This is a genomic window from Curtobacterium flaccumfaciens, from assembly GCF_051548005.1.
Classification (GTDB): domain Bacteria; phylum Actinomycetota; class Actinomycetes; order Actinomycetales; family Microbacteriaceae; genus Curtobacterium.
The window spans coordinates 17,467-37,618 of record NZ_JBPUGH010000004.1 but is presented as its reverse complement, the minus strand read 5'-3'; the positions used below and the strand labels follow the sequence as shown (position 1 = coordinate 37,618).

Sequence of the window (20,152 nt, the reverse complement as noted above, 5' to 3'; positions counted from 1 at the left end):
GCGTCGGCGGTGCCGGTGGGGAGAGGCACGACCCCCTTCGGCGTCCGGCTCGCGTCCGCCATGGCGTCGCGTTCCGCGCTGTGCGTCGGCATCGACCCCCACGCCGCCACCCTGGCGGCGTGGGGGCTCGGCCGCGACGAGCAGGGGCTGACCGCCTTCGGCGCCACCCTGGTCGACGCGGCCGCCGGCCGCGCCGCGGTCGTGAAGCCGCAGATCGCGTTCTTCGAGGCGGCGGGGGTCTCGGGGTACCGTGCGCTCGATGCGACGCTCCGTCGGGCACGCGATGCGGGCCTCCTGGTCGTCGCCGACGTGAAGCGCGGCGACATCGGCAGCACCGGTGACGACTACGCGGAGGCGTGGGTCGACCGCGACGGACCGTTCCGGGCCGACGCGATGACCGTGTCGCCGTACCTCGGCTACGGGTCGCTGCGCGGCACGATCGACCTCGCGCGGGCGAACGGTGCCGGGGTCTTCGTGCTCGCGGCGACGAGCAACCCCGAGGCGCGCGTGCTGCAGACCGCGGTGCTCGCGGAGGGGCCGCGTGCCGGCCGGACCGTGGCGGCCGGTATCGTCGAGGACGTGGCAGACGACAACCAGAGCGCAGCCGAGCAGCCCCTCGGGGACGTCGGGCTCGTGCTCGGCGCGACCCTCGACCTCGACGACTTCGGCATCTCGGGCGACGACATCGGCACCGCGCCGGTGCTCGCACCGGGCTTCGGCGCGCAGGGTGCCCGCATCGAGGACCTCCGCGCGCTGTACGGAGCCCGCGCCGGGCAGGTGCTCGTGAACGAGTCGCGCGGTCTGCTCGTGGACGGCCCCGACGGCGTTGCCGCGCTCGTCGCCGACCGCGCCGACCGGATCGCCGCGGCACTCGGGGCCGCCGCGTGACGGACGAGACCGAACGCCAGGGACTCCCGGCCCACCGGAACCCTCCGGAGGTCGACCGGGTCGCGGCAGCCCAGGCCGCGGTGGCAGCACGACGCGCCCGGGCCGCGGTCAAGGCCGCGATCGTCGCGGGGGAGCGGACACCGCTCGAGGTCGCCCGGGCCGCGTGGTCCGACGAGGACGCGCCGGCGGAGAAGTCGCTGCGCGTCCGTGACCTCCTGACGTCCCTCCCGGGCATCGGCCCGGCGCGTGCCGACTCCGTGATGCAGGCGCTGCGGATCGCGACGTCGAAGCGACTCGGCGGACTCGGCGTCCGGCAGCGTTCGGCACTGGCCGACTGGCTCGCCGCGCGCGGGGGGAAGCGCACGGCGTCGAAGCTCGTCGTGCTGGCCGGTCCCACGGCGGTCGGCAAGGGCACCGTCAGCGCGTACATCCGCGAGCACTTCCCGGACGTCAACCTCAGCGTCTCCGCGACGACCCGCAAGCCCCGACCCGGCGAGGTCGACGGCGTGCACTACTACTTCGTCGACGACGCCGAGTTCGACCGGATGATCCGCGACCGCGAACTCCTCGAGTGGGCGACCGTGCACAACTCCTACCGGTACGGCACACCACGTCCGCCGATCGACCGCGCGCTCGATGCCGGCGACCGGGTGATGCTCGAGATCGACCTGCAGGGCGCCCGTCAGGTGAAGGACGCCATGCCCGAGGCCGTGCTGGTGTTCCTGTTGCCGCCCACGTGGGAGGAACTGGTGCGTCGGCTCATCGGCCGCGGCACCGAGTCCGCCGAGGAACAGGCACGACGACTCGAGACCGCGAAGGTCGAGCTCGCCGCACAGGACGAGTTCGACGTGAAGATCGTGAACTCCGATGTCAGCACCGCGGCACACGAAGTCGTAGACTTGTTCACTGCGCCCTGACGGGCGACCGAATTCTTCCCTCGACAGGAGACACCATGGCCAACCCCCAGGGCATCATCGACCCGCCCATCGACGACCTGCTCGCCAAGGTCGAGTCGAAGTACGCGCTCGTGATCTTCGCGTCGAAGCGCGCCCGCCAGATCAACGACTACTACGCCGACCTGCACGAGGGCTCGCTCTTCGACAACGTCGGTCCGCTCGTCGACTCGACCATCGACGACAAGCCGCTGTCCGTCGCGCTCCACGAGATCAACGAGGACAAGCTGACGGTCACCAAGCAGCAGCAGCCCACCGACTGATCCCGGTGACGACGAGCAACCTGCGCCTCTTCACGTCCGAGTCGGTGACCGAGGGGCACCCCGACAAGATCTGCGACCAGATCTCGGACACCATCCTCGACGCACTGCTCGCGGTCGACCCGCACGCGCGCGTCGCCGTCGAGACCATGGTGACGACGGGGCTCGTGCACGTCGCCGGTGAGGTCACGACCTCCGGCTACGTCGAGATCCCGAAGCTGGTCCGCGACGTCATCACGGGCATCGGGTACAACTCGTCCGAGGTCTCCTTCGACGGTCGCACCTGCGGCGTCGAGGTGTCGATCGGCGCGCAGTCTCCGGACATCGCCCAGGGAGTCGACGAGTCGCTCGACAGCCGCTCGGGTGCCGGTGTCGACCCGCTCGACCGCCAGGGTGCGGGCGACCAGGGCATCATGTTCGGCTTCGCGACGAACGAGACGCCCGAGTACATGCCGGTCGCCATCTGGCTCGCGCACCGGCTCGCCGAGCGGCTCGCCGCGGTCCGGAAGTCGGGCGAGCTGCCCTACCTCCGCCCCGACGGCAAGACGCAGGTCACGGTCGGCTACGACGGCGTCGTGCCGAAGACCGTCGAGACCGTCGTGCTCTCGACCCAGCACGCGCCGAGCGTCACGCTCGAGCAGCTGACCGCCGACGTCACCGAGCACGTGATCCGTCCGGTGCTCGACCTCGTCGACCTCGACTCGTCGCACGTCGACGTCATCGTGAACCCGACCGGACGGTTCGAGATCGGTGGCCCCCAGGGCGACGCCGGCCTCACCGGACGCAAGGTCATCGTCGACACCTACGGCGGAGCCTCCCGGCACGGCGGCGGCGCGTTCTCGGGCAAGGACCCGTCGAAGGTCGACCGCTCGGCCGCGTACGCGCTCCGCTGGGTCGCGAAGAACGCCGTCGCCGCGGGCCTCGCCGACCGCCTCGAGGTCCAGGTCGCGTACGCGATCGGTCGCGCCAAGCCCGTCGGGCTGTACGTCGAGTCCTTCGGGACCGGCCACGTCGACGACGCCACGATCGAGGCCGCGATCCTGCAGGTGTTCGACCTCCGTCCCGCCGCGATCATCCGCGACCTCGACCTCCTCAAGCCGCGCTACGCCACCACGGCGACGTACGGCCACTTCGGTCGCGAGCTCCCCGGCTTCACGTGGGAGCAGCTCGACCGCGTCGAGGAGCTGCGCGCCGCGGCAGGACTCGTCCCCGCCACCGTCTAGCGGTCCCGCGTGACCACCGTCGCGCGTGTCGTCCTCGACTCGCCGCTCCCGCAGTTGGACCGTCTGTTCGACTACCGGGTGCCGAGCGAGCTCGAGGACGACTGCGTGCCCGGGGTCCGCGTGAAGGTGCCGCTCCGCACCGGCGCTCGGATGTCCGACGCGTACGTCGTCGAGGTCGTCTCGGAAGGGGACTGGCCGGGCGAGCTCAGCCAGGTCGAGGAGGTCCTCTCCCCGGTGCCGGTCCTGGCACCCGAGGTCTGGGTCCTGGCTCGAGCCGTCGCGGACCGCGCCGCGGGCGTCGCCTCCGACGTACTCCGGCTCGCCGTCCCGACCCGTCAGGTGCGTGCCGAGAAGGCCTGGCTGGCCCGCGACACATCGTGGTCGCCGCCGACGGTCGAGCCCGCCCCCGTCACCGGCTACGCCGACGGCGTCCTGGAGGCACTGCTCACCGACCACGGTCGGGCTGCGGTCGACGCTGTGCCCCACCCCGTCGACCTCGGCTCCGCTGACGAGCCCGTCTGGGTCCCCGGGTGGGCCGCGACCCTCGCGCAGGCGGCGTCGCAGGTCGTCGCCCGCGAGCAGTCGGCCGTGCTCGCCGTGCCGGACTTCCGCGACGTGGCCGACCTCGAACGCGCCCTCCTCGCCCTGCTGCCGTCCGAACGGGTCGTCCGGTTCGACGCCAAGCAGACGAACGGCCAGCGGGCGAAGGCACTGCTGCAGGCCCGCACCCACGCGGTGGTCGCGATCGGCAACCGCACGGCGGTGTTCGCGCCGGCGACCGAGCTCGGGCTCATCGCGATGTGGGACGACGGGGACGCCTCGTTCATCGAGCCCCGGGCGCCGTACGTGCACACCCGGGACGTCGCGCTCGTCCGGACCGCCCAGTCCGGCGCCGCGCTCCTGTTCCTCGCGCACGCTCGCTCGACCGACGTGCAACGACTCGTCGAGTTGCACTGGCTGCAGGAGGTCGCGCCGTACCGGGTGCCGACGCCGAAGGTGATCCCCACGGCGCAGCAGGCGAGTGCCGAGGGCTTCGCTGCGCAGGCCCGGATCCCGAGCACGGCGTGGCGGGCAGCCCGCGAGGCCAGCCAGCACGGCCCGGTGCTCGTCCAGGTCGCGAACCCGGGCTTCGGCACCGGGCTCGTCTGCGCCGACTGCGGGGAGCGAGCCCACTGCCGGGTGTGCGCGGGACCGCTCGGCAGCCCGCACCGGAACGCGACGCCGCAGTGCCGGTTCTGCGGAGCCCTCGCGGTCGGGTTCCGCTGCCCGACCTGCGGCGGCGGGAAGCTCAAGCCGGTCGGGCAGGGGGCGCAGCGCACCGCCGACGAGCTCGGTCGCGCGTTCCCCGGCACGAGGATCGTGGTCGCCGACGGTTCACGGCCGCTCGACGAGGTCCCCGCCCGACCCGCGGTGGTCGTCGCCACCCGAGGAGCGGAGCCGAGCGTGCCCGGCGGCTACGCGTGCGTGCTGCTCCTCGACGGCGAGCGGTTGCTCGCCCGTGAAGGTCTCCGGGTGCAGGAGGACGTCCTGCGGTTCTGGACGAACGCCGCGGCGAAGGGGGCGCCCGGTGCCGAGGTCTACCTCGTCGGCATCGGCGGGCGGCTCGCGACCGCGATGGCGACGTGGCGACTCGACGGACCAGCGCACGACGAGCTCGCCGACCGGCGCGAGCTGCACTTCCCGCCGGCGGTGCGGGTCGCGACGCTCACCGGGACGGACGAGGCCGTGACGGCTGCGGTCGAGGCCCTCGGCGACGCCCTGGTGGGTCCGGTCCTCGGGCCGGTGCCGGTCGAGGGCGACCCGGTGCCGGGGACCGTCCGGGCGATCGTGCGGTTCCCGTACGCGCACGGTGCGGAGGTCGCAGCGACGCTCAAGGCCGAGGTGATCCGGCGCTCGTCGACCCGGCGGGTGCTCCCGGGCGGCAACCGACGGCGAGCGGCGCCGACCCTGCGCGTGCGACTCGACGACGCCGAGCCCTTCACCGAGGTCTGATCCGCCGGCGACGGACGCGTGGCAGCGCCCGCCGCCGCTGCCGAACGACCCGTCCGTCGTCGTGCGACGACGGCGCCGTCGTCCCTTGTGCGCGCAACGATCGGCGTCTTCGGCCGTCGTCGCGGAACGACTCCGTCGTCGTCGTGCGACAACGGCGCCGTCGCTCCTTGCACGCGCAACGATCGGCGCCGAAGGCCCCCGCGCGACGCAGCCGACCGCAGGACACGCCAGCGCGCGGACGCGACGCAGCCGACCACCGGACGCGCGCCGCGTGGCGGGGGCGAGCCGTGCCTCCCGGCCGGTACCGGACGCGACACGCAGCGAGCGGGAGCCGACCTGTGGGAGGCTGGACGACGGTGGCCACGAACCACCGCCGAACACATCACACGCACGACGAAGTGACGAGGTGACGCCGATGCGGGCGCTCTGGAAGCCGGACGCGGGTCCGGGTCTGATCATGACCGACCGGCCGGTGCCGGAACCGACGGAGGACGAGGTCCTCATCCGGGTCCTCCGCACCGGGATCTGCGGGACGGACCTGCACATCCAGCGGTGGGACGACTGGGCGGCCTCGGCGGTGACCGCCCCCCTCGTCCCCGGCCACGAGTTCTTCGGGGAGGTCGTCGAGGTCGGCGCCGCCGTGCGTGACGTCGCCGTCGGGGACCTCGTGTCCGGCGAGGGCCACATCGTGTGCGGCACCTGCCGGAACTGTCGCGCCGGCCGCCGACAGATGTGCATCCGGACGAAGGGCCTCGGGGTGCAGCGCGACGGCGCGTTCGCGGAGTACCTCACCCTGCCCGGCACGAACGTGTGGGTGCACCACGGACCCGTCGAGCCCGAGGTCGGCGCGCTGTTCGACCCGCTCGGCAACGCGGTGCACACGGCGCTCGCGTTCCCGCTCGTCGGCGAGGACGTGGTCGTCGCCGGGTGCGGCCCGATCGGGCTCATGGCGATCGCGGTCGCCCGGCACGCCGGTGCACGGTTCGTCGTGGGCACGGACGTGAGCCCGAACCGGCTCCGGATGGCCGAGGCGATGGGCGCCGACCTCGGCGTCGACGTCCGAGGGGACGGGGTGCAGGGCGACGGCGCCGCCGCGCTCCGGGACGCGCAGGCGAAGCTCGGCATGCGCGAGGGCTTCGACGTCGGCTTCGAGATGTCCGGCGCGCCCACCGCGCTGCCCGCCCTGGTCGAGAACATGAACCACGGCGGCCGGATCGCGATGCTCGGACTGCCGAGCGGCCCGATCGCGGTGGACTGGGGCAAGGTCGTCACGCACATGCTCACGGTGAAGGGCATCTACGGCCGCGAGATGTTCGAGACGTGGCAGGCGATGAGCTCGATGCTGCAGACGAGTGCGGTGCTACGGGACCGCATCGGCTCGATCGTGTCGGCGCGCTTCCCGGCGCGCGAATGGGAGGCAGCGTTCGCCGCGGCGGCGAGCGCGGACGGCGGCAAGGTCGTCATCGACTGGACGGAGCACTGATGTACGGCGCGATCAAGGACCACCTGGCCACGGAGCTGGCGGGCATCGAGGACGCGGGCCTGACGAAGCGGGAGCGCGGCATCGCCGGTCCCCAGCGCGCGGCGATCGAGGCGGACGGCGCCGACCTGCTGAACTTCTGCGCGAACAACTACCTCGGGCTCGCGGACTCGACCGACCTCGTCGACGCGGCGAAGGAAGCCCTCGACCGGTGGGGCTACGGGATGGCGAGCGTGCGGTTCATCTGCGGCACGCAGGACCTGCACCTCGACCTCGAACGGCGGGTGGCGGGGTTCCTCGGCACCGAGGCGGCGATCCTCTACTCGTCGTGCTTCGACGCGAACGGCGGGCTCTTCGAGGTGCTGCTCGGCCCCGAGGACGCGATCATCTCCGACGAGCTGAACCACGCGTCGATCATCGACGGCATCCGGCTCTGCAAGGCGCAGCGGTTCCGGTACCGGAACCGGGACACCGCCGACCTGGAGGCGCAGCTCGCCGCCGCCTCGTCGGCCCGCTTCCGTGCGGTGGTCACCGACGGCGTCTTCTCGATGGACGGATCGATCGCTCCGCTCGCCGAGATCTGCGACCTCGCCGAGCGCTACGACGCGCTCGTCATCGTGGACGACTCGCACGCGGTCGGGTTCATTGGGGAGCACGGACGGGGCACCCCGGAGCTGTGCGGGGTCGCGGACCGGGTCGACGTGTACACCGGCACGTTCGGCAAGGCGCTCGGCGGGGCGTCCGGCGGGTACGTGGCGTCCCGGCGGGAGATCGTCGACCTGCTGCGGCAGCGCTCGCGCCCGTACCTGTTCTCGAACTCGCTCGCTCCGGTGATCGCCGCCGGGACCGTCGCGGCACTCGACCTCGTCGAGCGGTCGGACGACGCTCGCGCCCGGCTCGCCGAGAACGCACGGACCTTCCGGTCGCTCATGACCGCCGCCGGTTTCGAGCTGCTACCGGGGGAGCACCCGATCGTCCCCGTGATGTTCCACGACGCGGCGCGGACGGCGCGGATCGCGGACGAGATGCAGGCCCGCGGCGTCTACGTCACCGCGTTCAGCTACCCGGTGGTGCCGAAGGGGAAGGCGCGCATCCGGGTGCAGCTGTCGGCGGCGCACACCGAGGAACAGGTGCGACGGTGCGTGGACGCGTTCGTGGCGGCGCGCGCGTCGGTCGGGAGCGATTGACGCCGGTCGCGTGACGGCCCCGGGAGCGAGGAGCTCCCGGGGCCGTCGTGCGTGGTGCGTGGTGCGCGGCGCTCGTCAGGCGCCGACCGGGCGACGATGGCCGCGCGGGAACACGATGCCGAGCGCGACCATGCCGACGGCGAGCACGAGGTGCAGCCAGTTGTCCGCCCAGTTCAACGGCACGAAGTTCGCGCCGGACATCGTGCCCGCGGTGAACAGCCCGTAGACCCAGAGGACGAAGTAGACGATGCCGCCGATCACGAGGTACATCCGGGAGCCGGTCGGGTAGCGCGCCGCGAGGAGCCCCACGACGCCGAACAGCAGGTGCACGATGTTGTGCAGGACCGAGACCTGGAAGACCCCGAGCAGCATCGCCATCGAACCGTGGCCGGCCCCGGCGAGGTCGCCCGTGGTCAGCCCGGGGACGAACCCGGCGATCCCGACGAGCAGGAACACGATGCCGACGACGAGCGCGATCTTCTGGATGCTCGAGCCGGCGTAGCGGTCGGTGGACGTGGTGACGTCGGACATGGTGCCTCCCTGGAGTCGACGTGCCCCCGACCGTACGCAGCCGGTGGACGGCTCGTTCCACGCCCGCGCAGCCGGGACACGTCGCCGTGGCAGACTCGTGCCGTGACGACGGGGGACGACGGCCGACCGCTCGCGGCCTGGCGGTACCAGGGGCGACTGCGGACGTACCAGCAGGACGTGCTCGACCGTGTGCCCGTCGTGCCCGGCGACCCCGTCCACGTCGTCGCGCCACCAGGGGCCGGCAAGACCCTCCTCGGACTCCTGCTCGCCGGACGGCACGGCGCCCGCGCCCTCGCCCTCGCCCCGACGGCCACCATCCGGTCGCAGTGGGCGCGGTCGGCGACGGCGCTCGACGGCGGCGCCGCCGTCTCGGAGGACCCGGACGCACCCGGCGACCTCACCGTGCTGACGTACCAGATGCTGTCGGTGCTCGAGACCGGGAACCCGCTCACGGAGCTGGCGAGTGCGGACTGGCGGCGCGAACTCGTCGTGGGCGGCCGCGGCGAGGAGGACGCAGCGGCCTGGCTCGCCGACCTCGAGCGGTCGAACCCGACGGCGTACCGGAAGGGGATCGCTCGCCGTTCCCGAGCGATCCGCCGCCGGCTCGCCCGGGAGGACCCGTCGCTCCTCGAAGCGGCGCTCCACCCGAATGCCCGCGCACTCGTGGACCGGCTCGTCGCGCACGGGGTCGAGACGATCGTCCTCGACGAGTGCCACCACCTGCTCGACCACTGGGCACTCGTCGTCGCCTACCTCGCAGCACGCATCCGGCATGCCGGACGGGAGCCGGTGCTCATCGGTCTCACCGCGACGCTCCCGTCGCCGGACGACCGCGACGCGCACGACAACTACACGGCACTCCTCGGCGAGGTCGACCACGAGGTCCCGACCCCGGCGGTCGTCAAGGAGGGGAACCTCGCGCCGTACCGCGACCACGTCTGGTTCGTCGAACCCACCGCGGACGAGGTGGCGTTCCTGCGGGGACACGAGGAACGCCTGGCCGAGCTGGTCGCCAGCACGTTCGACGACCCGGACGGTCTCGAGTGGCTCGTCGCGACGCTCCAGCCGGAGGCAGACGACACCGTCGGCACGCCCGAGACACGCCTCGCCCGCGCGTTCGACGCCGACTTCGCGGTGGCCGAGTCCGCCGCCCGCATGCTCGCCGAGGTACGACCCGACCACCCCGTGCTGGACCTGCTCCACCGCGGAGCCCGGACCGCACCCGACGCCGAGCAGCGGCTCCGACTGCTCGCCCGCTACGCCCTCGACCGGCTCCTGCCCGACCCCGCCCGCGCCGAGCAGTGGCTCCGCATCAAGCGCTCGATCGTGGACTTCGGCTTCACCCTGAACGACCGGGGAGTCCGACGCGGTCGGGACCCGATCGACACCGTGCTCGCGTCCTCCGCGGCGAAGGACACGGCCGTCGGCGACATCCTCCGCCTGGAGGCCGGTCAGGACGCCGCCGAGCACCTCCGGGCGGTCGTCGTCACCGACCACGCCACGCACGGCAACACCCGGGGGAGCGGCGGACACGGTGCCGGTGCCCTGCGCACCTTCGCCACCGTGACCGCCGATCCGACGCTCGCCGAGCTGCACCCGGTCCTCGTCACGGCACAGCACCTCCGCGTCGCCGCACGCGACGCGGACGTGCTCCTCCCGGCGCTCCGGCGACGCCTCGGGGACGACCTGACGGCCACGACCGTCGCGGACACACCCCACGTGCTCGCCGTCGACACCGGCGCGAGCGGGTCCGCCGCCGTGCTGTCCGCCGTGTCGGAGCTCCTCACCGACGCCACCACCCGGCTCGTCGTCGGGACGCGGGGTCTCCTCGGCGAGGGGTGGGACTGCCCGGCCGCCAACACGCTCATCGACCTCACCGCGGTGGCGACCTCGGCCGCGACCCAGCAGCTGCGCGGCCGGACGCTCCGCCTGGACCCGGCGTGGCCGCGGAAGGTCGCCCACAACTGGACCGTGACGGCCGTCGTCCCGCCGGACGTGCCGCTCCGGGCCGCGCCCGACGTCAGCCGCCTCCACCGCAAGCACGAGCAGATCTGGGGGTTGCTCCGAGCGGACGACGCCCAGGTCGTCCGCGGCACCGGTACCGCGCTCACCGACGCGCAGGCCCTGCGGCTCGCTGGGCTCGTCGCGAAGGACCGCCGGCAGACCGTCGCCGCGCTCGACGCGGACATCGCGGCCGCGATGCCGAGCCGGGCCGACACCCACGCTGCCTGGCGGATCGGCGAGCCCTACGCCGACCGTGAGGGCTCGGCCGCCGTCGTCGAGGAACCGGACGCCGCACCGTTCACGACCGGCCCCACCGCCGCGTCCCTGATGGCCACCGTCCTCGCGCTCCTGCTGGTCGTGGTCGGCCAAGGACTGCGGGGCCTCGTCGAGGCCTGGCGTTCCGGGGCGGTTGCCGGGGTCGTGGGGACGGTCCTGCTCGTCGCCGCCGCGGTGGCACTGGCCTGGCCGGTCGCCCGCGGCCTCGGGACCGCGCTCCGGCAACGGTTCGACTCCGTCGGCGGGTACCGCCGAGCCGTGCGGGTCGTCCTCGACGGACTCCACCGGGCCGGGCGGATCCCCGCGTACGGCGAGGGGGACGTCCGCGTCACGGCACGGTGGGCCGGCCGGGTGCCCGCCGCCTTCACGCTGGAGGTCGTCGGCGGCTCGGTCGCCGACCGGCGCACCGTCACCGCCGCCTTCGCCGAGCTCTTCGGGCCCGTCCGGACCCCACGGTTCCTGCTCGAGACCGGCCGCCCCGAGGCGACGCGGATCCGGCGGGCACCGCTCCTCGGTGTCGCACTCTGGATCGCGCGCCGGTTCACCCGCGGCAACCGGTTCCTCGCCGTGCCGACGGGCATCGGTCGTCGGCGTGAGGACGCCGGAGCGTTCGCGGCCGACTGGGCACGGAGCGTCGGACCGTGCCGACTCCACGAGGTCGACTCCCCGGAGTCGCTCGTCCTGCTGCTCCGCGCCCGTCGCGACTCCGGCGCCACCTCGACGCCGCCGACGCTCCGTGACCAGTGGTCGTGACGGACCCGGGCGGACACGGCGCACGCGAGTGGGCGTGACGGACGACTGGTCGGGACCGACCGCCCCAGCACGGCACGCGCGTGGAGGCCCTCCGCGCGTCCGTGGGACGATGGACCCCATGCGTCTCGTCGTCGCCGGCAGCCCCGCTGCGGCCGTCCCCACCCTCCGCCGACTCGCGGCGTCCGACCACGAGATCGTCGCGGTCCTCACCCGTCCCGCCACACCCCAGGGACGGAAGCGGGTCCTGACGCCCACGCCCGTCGCGCAGGTCGCCGAGGAACTCGGCCTCCCCGTGATCGAGGCGTCCCGGGTCGACGACGCGGTCACGGCGCAGCTCGCCGCGCTCACGCCCGACCTCGGGGTGATCGTCGCCTACGGTGCCCTGCTCCGTCGACCCGCCCTCGACACCCCGAGGCTCGGATGGGTCAACCTCCACTTCTCCGACCTGCCGGCGTACCGAGGCGCCGCCCCCGTGCAACGTGCGGTCATGGCCGGCGACACCGAGACGGCCGCGACGGTCTTCCAGCTCGTCGAGGCGCTCGACGCCGGCCCGGTGTACGCCTCGGAACCGTTCACGATCGACCCCGACGCCACGAGTGGTGACGTGCTCGCCGCCATGGCGGAGACCGGCGCCGAGGTCGTCGCGCGCGTGGTCGACGACCTCGCGGCCGGTACCGCGGTCGCCGCCGAGCAGACCGGCGACGTCACCCTCGCCCCGAAGCCGACCGTCGAGGACGCGCACGTGCGCTTCGACGAGCCCGCGGTCAGGGTCCACGGCCGCATCCGAGGGGTCGCGCCCGAGCCCGGGGCGTTCGCCCACCTCGGCGAGACCCGCGTGAAGCTGCTCCGCAGCTCCGTCCGGCCGGGAGGCACGCCCTCCTCCGCCACGCACCTCGCCCCCGGCGCGCTCGCGCTGGTCGACGGTCAGCTGCTGGTCGGGACGGCCGACGTCCCGCTCGTGCTCACCGAGGTGCAACCCGCCGGCAAGAAGGCGATGGACGCCGCGGCCTGGGCCCGCGGGCTCGGCCAGCTCGACGGCAAGGTGCTCGCGTGAGCGCCGCCGGGGCCCAGCGCAGCCGCGGTCCGCGCCCGACGTCGGCTCGACGCGTGGCGTACGACGTGCTCCGGGCGGTGCAGGTCGACGACGCGTACGCCAACCTGCTCCTTCCGTCGCGGATCCGACGCGCCGGTCTGTCCGCACGCGACGCCGCCTTCGCGACCGAGCTCACCTACGGGTCGATCCGGATGCTCGGCCGGTACGACGCGATCGTGGGCATCGCCTCCGGCCGCCGGGTCGACAACATCGAGGCGGACGTCCTCGACGTGATGCGCCTCGGCACCCACCAGCTGCTCGGCATGCGCACGCCGACGCACGCCGCGGTGTCCGCCACCGTCGAGCTCGCCCGCGAGGTCGGCGCCCGCCGCGCCACCGGCTTCGTCAACGCCGTGCTCCGGAAGGTCGCCGCGCGGACCGACGCCGAGTGGGACGCCGCGATCACCGAGGGTCGCGGTGGTGATGCGCTCCTCGCGACGCGGTGGTCGCACCCGACCTGGGTCGTGTCGGCGCTGCGGGACGCCCTCGCCGCCGAACGCTCCCGCGACGAGCTCGCCGCGCTGCTCGCGGCTGACAACGTCGCACCCCGCGTCCAGCTCGCCGCGTTGCCCGGGCTCGCGACCGAGGAGGACGTCGCCTCGGCGACCGCCCCCGCGACGAGCGCCCACGACGCAGACGGCACTGACCACGCGGACGGCACCGACGACGCGGACGGCACCGACCACGTGGGCGGCACCGACCACGTGGGCGGCACCGAGGCCGTGGACCGTACCGGCGACGGACCGACGGCCGACGCGGAGACCGGCACCGTGCCTCCCGTCCGGTCCGAGGCGGACGCGCGGCCGGTCTCACCGACCGGCATCCGCGGGGTGTCCGGCGACCCCGCTCGTGTGCCCGGCGTCGCGGCCGGACGGCTCCGCGTGCAGGACGAGGGCTCGCAGCTCGCCGCCCTCGCGCTGAGCCGGTCCTCTGCCGTGCGACCGGGGGAGCGGTGGCTCGACATGTGCGCCGGACCCGGCGGCAAGGCTGCACTGCTGGCCGCCGAGGCCGCCGTCGGCGGAGCGCACCTCGTCGCGAACGAACTCGTGCCGGCGCGGGCCGGGCTCGTGCGGAAGGCCCTGGCGGGCTTCGGGGACGGGGTCACCGTCGTCGAGGGCGACGGGCGGCGCTTCGGTCGGGACGGGGCGGGCGTGCAGTACGACCGCGTGCTGCTCGACGCGCCGTGCACCGGACTCGGAGCGCTCCGGCGTCGCCCGGAGGCCCGGTGGCGCAAGCAGCCCGAGGACGTCCCGGAGCTCGCCGCACTGCAGGCCGAGCTGCTCGACGCAGCCGTCCGCGTCCTCGCACCCGGCGGGACCCTGGCCTACGTCACGTGCTCGCCGCACCTCGCGGAGACGCGCGGGCAGGTCGACGCCGTGCTCGAGCGGCACCCGGGTGTGCTCGAGCAGCTCGACACCGCGGACGTCGTGCGGACCGTGGCCGTCCGCGACCCGCAGGTGGCGGACGGCCCGGTCGCGCAGCTGTGGCCGCACCGGATCGGTACGGACGCCATGTTCGTCGCGCTGTTCCGCCGCGTCGCCTGAGCGCTGCGCGGCGCCCCGGTGTCCAGCGCCCGGGGCCGGGAGCCTGGTGCGAGGTTCCGGTCACGGTGCGAGGTCTCACGGGTCGCACGATGCGTTGAACCTCGCACCGTTCGACCGCGGCCTCGCACGGTGCGAGCGTGCCGCCCGGCCGCGGCCTCGCACGGTGCGAGCGTGCCGTCCGGCCGCGGCCTCGCACGGTGCGAGGGCGCGGCGGAAGCCCGGGCGCCCGCCGGTAGGGTTGCCGGGTGACGATCCGCATCTCGCCGAGCATCCTGTCCGCCGACTTCGCGAACCTCGAGCGCGAGCTCCACCGCATCGAGACCGCCGACCTGGTGCACGTCGACGTGATGGACAACCACTTCGTGCCGAACCTCACGCTCGGCCTGCCGATCGTGCAGCGTCTGCAGGAGGTGTCCCCGGTGCCGCTCGACGTCCACCTGATGATCACCGACGCCGACACCGAGGCGCCGAAGTACGCCGAGACCGGGGCGTCGAGCGTCACCTTCCACTTCGAGGCAGCCGCCGACCCGGTCGCCACCGCCGCGGCCATCCGGTCGAACGGTGCCCGTGCCGCGGTCGCGGTGAAGCCCGGCACGCCGATCACGCAGGTGCTCCACCACCTCGACGCCTACGACATGATCCTGCTCATGACCGTCGAGCCGGGCTTCGGCGGCCAGGCGTTCATGCCGTCGGTGATGCCCAAGCTCGCGGACGCGCGCGCGGCGGTCGACGCCTCCGGACTCGACGTGTGGCTCGAGGTCGACGGCGGCATCGCGGTCGACACTGTGCCCGAGGCGGTCCGCAGCGGCGCCGACACGCTCGTCGCGGGGTCGGCCGTGTACGGCGGCGAGCCGGCGCAGCGCATCGCGGACCTCCGTGACGCCGCGGCAGCAGCCCGATCGTGACCGGCGCGGACGACGCGAGCCGTGCCTCCCGTCCGGACGGTGCGGTCGGCGAGCCGACGCGGGACGGTAGCCTGGTCCCCGTGAAGACGTTCGACGACCTGTTCGCGGAGCTGACCGAGAAGGCGCGGACGCGCCCCGAGGGCTCCGGCACCGTCGCCGAACTGGACGCCGGCGTGCACCAGATCGGCAAGAAGATCGTGGAAGAGGCCGCCGAGGTCTGGATGGCGGCCGAGTACGAGGGCGACGAGCGCACCTCGGAGGAGATCTCGCAGCTGATCTACCACCTCCAGGTCCTCATGGTCGCGAAGGGGCTCACCCCGGCGGACGTCTGGCGACATCTGTAGGACGTGCCCCGCGCGCTCCGACAGACCGTCACCGACCCTCCTCCAGAAAGCAGACCCCTGATGCTCCGCATCGCCGTGCCCAACAAGGGCTCGCTGTCCGAGACCGCCTCCGAGATGCTGCGGGAGGCCGGGTACGCGGGTCGTCGCGACCCGAAGGCGCTCCACCTGATCGACGAGCGGAACGGGGTCGAGTTCTTCTTCCTCCGTCCGCGTGACATCGCGACCTACGTCGGCTCGGGCGCGCTCGACGTCGGCATCACCGGTCGCGACCTCCTGCTCGACTCCGGGTCCGAGGCGCACGAGGTCGACGCGCTCGACTTCGCCGGTTCGACGTTCCGGTTCGCTGGCGCTCCGGGTCGCTTCGCCTCGCTGCAGGACCTCGAGGGCGTGCGGGTCGCGACGAGCTACCCCGGCCTCGTCGGCGACTTCCTCGCGGCGCACGGCGTGACGGCCACCCTCGTCAAGCTCGACGGTGCGGTGGAGAGCGCGGTGCGCCTGGGCGTGGCCGACGCGGTGGCCGACGTCGTCTCGACCGGCAGCACGCTCCGGCAGGCCGGGCTCGAGATCTTCGGGCCGGTCATCCTCGAGTCGACCGCCGTGCTCATCGCCACCGACGAGGAGCGACCCGGCATCGACGTCCTCCGCCGCCGCCTGCACGGTGTGCTCGTGGCCCGCGGCTACGTGATGCTCGACTACGACATCCCGACCTCGCTCGTGCCCGACGCCACCGCGATCGCCTCGGGCATGGAGTCGCCGACGGTGTCGCCGCTGCACGGTCGTGACTGGTCCGCGGTGCGCGTGATGATCCCGCGCTCGGACATGAACCAGATCATGGACTCGCTGTACGAGCTCGGCGCCCGGGCGATCCTGGTCAGCTCGATCCACGCGGCGCGGCTGTGAGCACGGCAGGGTCGGACGGCGCGGCGGGGTCCGGCGGCGCTTCCGGAACACCCGCTCGCGAGGGCGGTGTCGCCGTCCGCGTGATCCCGTGCCTCGACGTGCAGGGCGGGCGCGTCGTGAAGGGCGTGAACTTCCTGGACCTGCAGGACGCCGGCGACCCCGTCGAGCTCGCTGCGCGGTACTACGAGCAGGGCGCCGACGAACTGACGTTCCTCGACGTCGGCGCGACGGTCGAGAACCGCGCGACGATGTACGACACGGTCACCCGGACGGCCGAGCAGGTCTTCATCCCGCTGACCGTCGGGGGTGGCGTCCGCAGCGTCGACGACGTCGCACGGCTGCAGCAGTGCGGTGCGGACAAGATCGGCGTGAACAGCGCCGCGATCGCCCGCCCGGAGCTCGTCGGCGAGATCGCCGACCGCTTCGGCGCGCAGGCGGTCGTGCTGTCGCTCGACGTCAAGCGTTCCGACCGGATGCCGTCCGGCTTCGTGGTCACGACGCACGGCGGCCGGACCGAGTCCGACCTCGACGCGATCGCGTGGGCGCGCGAGGCGGTGGAGCGCGGTGCGGGGGAGCTCCTCGTCAACTCCATCGACGCCGACGGCACGAAGAACGGGTTCGACCTCGAGCTCGTCGCGGCGGTGCGTGCGGTCGCGTCGGTTCCGGTGATCGCCTCGGGAGGCGCGGGTCACCTCGACCACTTCGCCCCGGCCGTCGAGGCCGGCGCCGACGCGGTCCTCGCCGCGAGCGTCTTCCACCGCGGCGAGATGACCATCGGTGACGTCAAGGCGGCGCTCCGCGCCGCAGGCGAGCTCGTCCGCTGACCCGGACCGGCTGACGGACGGGAGGCCCGTGGCGGCGCCGCCACGGGCCTCCCGTCCGGTTCTCCACACCCCCCCGTGACCCTCCGCGGCACGCCGTAGGCTAGGAACCTCATGACCGACAGCACCAGCACCAGCACCGACGCGGTCCTCGACCGCGCGCGTTTCGGTGCGGACGGCCTGCTCCCCGCGATCGTGCAGGAGGAATCGTCGAAGGACGTCCTCATGCTCGGCTACATGGACCGGGAAGCCCTCCGCCGCACCCTGACCGAGGGGCGGGTGACCTTCTGGTCCCGCTCCCGGCAGGAGTACTGGCGCAAGGGCGACACCTCGGGGCACGCGCAGTACGTGCGCGCCGCGGCGCTCGACTGCGACGACGACACCCTCCTGGTGACCGTGCAGCAGGTCGGTGCCGCGTGCCACACCGGGGCACACGCTTGCTTCGACGTCGACCCGCTCTCGCCCGTCACGGCGACCGCTCCGGAGGACCCGCGATGACCAGCAGCACCTCCAGGGCCGAGTTCGACGGGCTCCTCGCCGACCACCGCGTCGTACCGGTCGTCCGCGCGCTCTTCGCCGACAGCGAGACGCCCGTCGGCGTCTACCGCAAGCTCGCCGACGGTCGTCCGGGGTCGTTCCTGCTCGAGTCCGCCGGACAGGGCGGACTGTGGTCGCGCTGGTCCTTCGTCGGCGTGCGGAGCTTCGGCGTCCTCACGCAGGACGACGACCGTGCCGTCTGGATCGACACTGGCATCCCCGCCTCGCGTGCGGTCGACTCGCTCGACGGCGCGCCGCTCGACGTCCTCGCCCGGCTGCACGAGCGCTGGGCCACGCCGCGCGTCCCCGGCACGCCCCCGCTCGTCGGCGGGACGGTCGGGTTCATCGGGTGGGAGGCCGTCCGACAGCTGGAACACCTGCCGAACGTGCCCGCGGCCGACTTCGACGTGCCGGGTCAGGCACTCGCGTTCGTGTCCGAGCTGGCCGCGCTCGACCACCGCACGGGGCTCGTCCTGCTCGTCGCGAGCGTCCTCAACGACGGCGTGGACGACGCCGACACGATGTGGGTGGACGCCCAGGGCCGGCTCGACCGGATGCAGGCCGACCTCGTCCAGCCGACGGTCGCGACCGTGGCCGAGGCCTTCGACATCGCCGACCCGACCCCCTCGCACCGGTCGACCCCGGACGAGTACATGGCCGCGGTCGCGCGCTCGAAGGAGTTCATCCGCGACGGCGACGTCTTCCAGGTGGTCATCTCGCAGCGGTTCGACCACGAGGTCACCGCGGACCCGCTCGACGTCTACCGGGTCCTGCGGACGCTCAACCCGAGCCCGTACATGTACTTCCTCGCGCTCCACGACACCCACGACGACCCGTTCTGGATCGTCGGGGCCTCACCGGAGGCACTGGTGAAGGTGCAGGCCGGCCGGGCCATCACGCACCCGATCGCCGGGTCACGCCCGCGTGGTGCGACGCCGGAGGAGGACGTGCGCTTCGGCGAGGACCTCCTCGAGGACCCGAAGGAGCGCGCGGAGCACCTCATGCTCGTCGACCTCGCCCGCAACGACCTGCAGAAGGTGTGCGAGCCGGGCACCGTCGCGGTGACCGAGTTCATGACGGTCGAGCGGTTCAGCCACATCATGCACCTCGTGTCGAGTGTCGAGGGCGCCGTGCGTCCGGACGCCTCGGCGATCGACGTGTTCCGGGCGACCTTCCCCGCGGGCACGCTCTCGGGCGCGCCGAAGCCACGGGCGCTCGAGATCATCGACGAGCTGGAGCCGGCCAAGCGTGGCGCGTACGCCGGTGTGGTCGGCTACTTCGACTTCGCCGGGGACGCCGACCTCGCGATCGCCATCCGGACCGCGATGATCCGGGACGGCGTCGCACGGGTGCAGGCCGGAGCCGGCCTCGTCGCCGACTCGGACCCGGCGACCGAGCACACCGAGACCGTGAACAAGGCCGCGGCGCCGCTGCGTGCGGTCGCCACCGCCAACCGCATGCGCGAGGTACGGTCGTGACGCCCCGACGCTCCCGTCCGCTCGTCGTGGTCGCCGGACTGCTGGTCGCGGGCATCGTGATGCTGTCGTGGACCCAGACGTGGTTCACCGTGCACCTGCGCGCGGGGTCGGCCGTGGTCGCCACCGTGACCGCCGACGGGTCGAAGACCGTGCCGCAGTACACCGCGCTCGCGATCGCCAGCCTGGCGCTGTTCCTCGCGTTGACGATCGCGGGACGGGTGCTCCGGGTCGTGCTCGCCGTGGTCGAGGTGCTGCTCGGTGTCGCCGTCGTGGTCATGGGCGTGTCCGCGCTCCGTGACCCGGTCGCGTCGGCACGCGCGGCGATCGGCGAGGTCGCCGGGGTGAGCGACCTCGGCGGTGTCCGGCGCGTCGTGTCCTCGGTCGACGTCACGGCGTGGCCGGCGGTCGGCATCGCCGGCGGCGTGCTGGCGGTGGTGCTGGGGATCGTCGTGCTGTTCGTGCAGCGCGCGTGGCCGGGGCCGAGCCGGAAGTACGGGGCCGCCACCGCGGGGGCGGCTGCCGACGCACGCGCCGCGGTCACGCAGCGCGACGCCGTGACGGACTGGGACAACCTGTCGGCGGGGACGGACCCGACCGAGCCGACCGCCGAGCGCCCGGGTGGCGCCGACCCGGAGCCGTCCGCCGACGGCGAGCGTGCCGGGAGCGTCACGGTCGACGCGGTAGGGTTGGGGGACGGCGATCGACCGACGACGCCGGAGCAGAACGAGGAGCACCGTGAGCAACACTGAGCCCGCAGAACTCGGCGAAGGCCACTCGCCGGCAGCCTGGACGGCCGTCGTCATCATGCTGATCGGATTCGCGGCCGGGACCCTCTTCTTCTGGTTCGACCAGCCGATCGGTGTCTGGATCTCCGCCGCGGTCGTCGTCGTCGGCCTGATCGTCGGCGCCGTGATGGCCAAGGCGGGCTACGGCGTCAACGGCCCGAAGTTCGTCCCGAAGCACCACGGCGAGTAGTCCGACCA

19 protein-coding genes are annotated in these 20,152 nt (G+C 73.5%); 18 read left to right on the top strand and 1 reads right to left on the bottom strand.

The window, feature by feature from the left end; translation table 11 throughout:
• Positions 1-9: 9 nt before the first annotated feature.
• From pyrF to ACSW7Y_RS01280, 7 genes are all read left to right on the top strand, one after another.
• Positions 10-888 (top strand): orotidine-5'-phosphate decarboxylase, encoded by an 879-nt coding sequence (gene pyrF / locus ACSW7Y_RS01310; RefSeq protein WP_438124575.1) that lies wholly within the window; start codon positions 10-12, stop codon positions 886-888.
• Positions 885-1,805 carry a guanylate kinase gene (gene gmk, locus ACSW7Y_RS01305; RefSeq protein WP_438124543.1) on the top strand — a complete coding sequence of 307 codons (921 nt, stop codon included), beginning with the start codon at positions 885-887 and terminating at the stop codon, positions 1,803-1,805. Before pyrF ends, gmk begins: the two co-directional genes overlap by 4 nt.
• A gap of 35 nt (positions 1,806-1,840) precedes the next feature.
• Entirely contained in the window at positions 1,841-2,104 is a 264-nt protein-coding gene (gene rpoZ, locus ACSW7Y_RS01300; RefSeq protein ID WP_022906709.1) for a DNA-directed RNA polymerase subunit omega, read from the top strand.
• Positions 2,105-2,109: 5 nt separating this feature from the next.
• Complete coding sequence (gene metK, locus ACSW7Y_RS01295) at positions 2,110-3,324, top strand: methionine adenosyltransferase (protein ID WP_438124542.1); 1,215 nt, start codon at positions 2,110-2,112, stop codon at positions 3,322-3,324.
• A gap of 9 nt (positions 3,325-3,333) precedes the next feature.
• Positions 3,334-5,316, top strand: coding sequence for a primosomal protein N' (locus tag ACSW7Y_RS01290; RefSeq protein ID WP_438124541.1), 1,983 nt, complete (start codon positions 3,334-3,336; stop codon positions 5,314-5,316).
• Between the two features lie 415 nt (positions 5,317-5,731).
• Positions 5,732-6,799 carry an L-threonine 3-dehydrogenase gene (gene tdh, locus ACSW7Y_RS01285; RefSeq protein ID WP_438124574.1) on the top strand — a complete coding sequence of 356 codons (1,068 nt, stop codon included), beginning with the start codon at positions 5,732-5,734 and terminating at the stop codon, positions 6,797-6,799.
• On the top strand, positions 6,799-7,983 hold the full coding sequence (locus tag ACSW7Y_RS01280; protein ID WP_438124540.1) for a glycine C-acetyltransferase: 1,185 nt from the start codon (positions 6,799-6,801) through the stop codon (positions 7,981-7,983). Before tdh ends, ACSW7Y_RS01280 begins: the two co-directional genes overlap by 1 nt.
• Positions 7,984-8,058: 75 nt before the next feature.
• On the opposite strand, the gene ACSW7Y_RS01275 is transcribed toward ACSW7Y_RS01280, so the two are convergent.
• Complete coding sequence (locus ACSW7Y_RS01275) at positions 8,059-8,514, bottom strand: DUF4383 domain-containing protein (RefSeq protein WP_438124539.1); 456 nt, start codon at positions 8,512-8,514, stop codon at positions 8,059-8,061.
• A 102-nt stretch (positions 8,515-8,616) separates the two neighbouring features.
• On the opposite strand from ACSW7Y_RS01275, the gene ACSW7Y_RS01270 reads away from it, so the two are divergent.
• From ACSW7Y_RS01270 to ACSW7Y_RS01220, 11 genes are all read left to right on the top strand, one after another.
• Positions 8,617-11,547, top strand: coding sequence for a hypothetical protein (locus ACSW7Y_RS01270; RefSeq protein ID WP_438124538.1), 2,931 nt, complete (start codon positions 8,617-8,619; stop codon positions 11,545-11,547).
• 118 nt (positions 11,548-11,665) lie between these two features.
• The gene (gene fmt / locus ACSW7Y_RS01265) at positions 11,666-12,601 is read left to right on the top strand and encodes a methionyl-tRNA formyltransferase (RefSeq protein WP_438124537.1); all 936 of its coding nucleotides are present in this window, start codon (positions 11,666-11,668) and stop codon (positions 12,599-12,601) included.
• A 53-nt stretch (positions 12,602-12,654) separates the two neighbouring features.
• Entirely contained in the window at positions 12,655-14,184 is a 1,530-nt protein-coding gene (locus ACSW7Y_RS01260) for an RsmB/NOP family class I SAM-dependent RNA methyltransferase (protein ID WP_438124536.1), read from the top strand.
• Between the two features lie 245 nt (positions 14,185-14,429).
• Positions 14,430-15,089 (top strand): ribulose-phosphate 3-epimerase, encoded by a 660-nt coding sequence (rpe, locus tag ACSW7Y_RS01255; protein WP_438124535.1) that lies wholly within the window; start codon positions 14,430-14,432, stop codon positions 15,087-15,089.
• Between the two features lie 80 nt (positions 15,090-15,169).
• Positions 15,170-15,433, top strand: coding sequence for a phosphoribosyl-ATP diphosphatase (locus ACSW7Y_RS01250; protein WP_058726551.1), 264 nt, complete (start codon positions 15,170-15,172; stop codon positions 15,431-15,433).
• Positions 15,434-15,493: 60 nt separating this feature from the next.
• Positions 15,494-16,333 (top strand): ATP phosphoribosyltransferase, encoded by an 840-nt coding sequence (hisG, locus tag ACSW7Y_RS01245; protein WP_438124534.1) that lies wholly within the window; start codon positions 15,494-15,496, stop codon positions 16,331-16,333.
• Positions 16,334-16,413: 80 nt separating this feature from the next.
• Positions 16,414-17,157 (top strand): imidazole glycerol phosphate synthase subunit HisF, encoded by a 744-nt coding sequence (gene hisF, locus ACSW7Y_RS01240; RefSeq protein WP_438124573.1) that lies wholly within the window; start codon positions 16,414-16,416, stop codon positions 17,155-17,157.
• Between the two features lie 111 nt (positions 17,158-17,268).
• On the top strand, positions 17,269-17,652 hold the full coding sequence (hisI, locus tag ACSW7Y_RS01235; RefSeq protein ID WP_438124533.1) for a phosphoribosyl-AMP cyclohydrolase: 384 nt from the start codon (positions 17,269-17,271) through the stop codon (positions 17,650-17,652).
• Positions 17,649-19,169 (top strand): anthranilate synthase component I, encoded by a 1,521-nt coding sequence (locus ACSW7Y_RS01230; RefSeq protein WP_438124532.1) that lies wholly within the window; start codon positions 17,649-17,651, stop codon positions 19,167-19,169. The genes hisI and ACSW7Y_RS01230 overlap by 4 nt, the downstream gene beginning before the upstream one ends.
• Positions 19,166-19,918 carry a Trp biosynthesis-associated membrane protein gene (locus tag ACSW7Y_RS01225; protein WP_438124531.1) on the top strand — a complete coding sequence of 251 codons (753 nt, stop codon included), beginning with the start codon at positions 19,166-19,168 and terminating at the stop codon, positions 19,916-19,918. Before ACSW7Y_RS01230 ends, ACSW7Y_RS01225 begins: the two co-directional genes overlap by 4 nt.
• On the top strand, positions 19,905-20,144 hold the full coding sequence (locus ACSW7Y_RS01220) for an HGxxPAAW family protein (protein ID WP_412880880.1): 240 nt from the start codon (positions 19,905-19,907) through the stop codon (positions 20,142-20,144). Before ACSW7Y_RS01225 ends, ACSW7Y_RS01220 begins: the two co-directional genes overlap by 14 nt.
• The last annotated feature ends 8 nt before the right edge of the window (positions 20,145-20,152 follow it).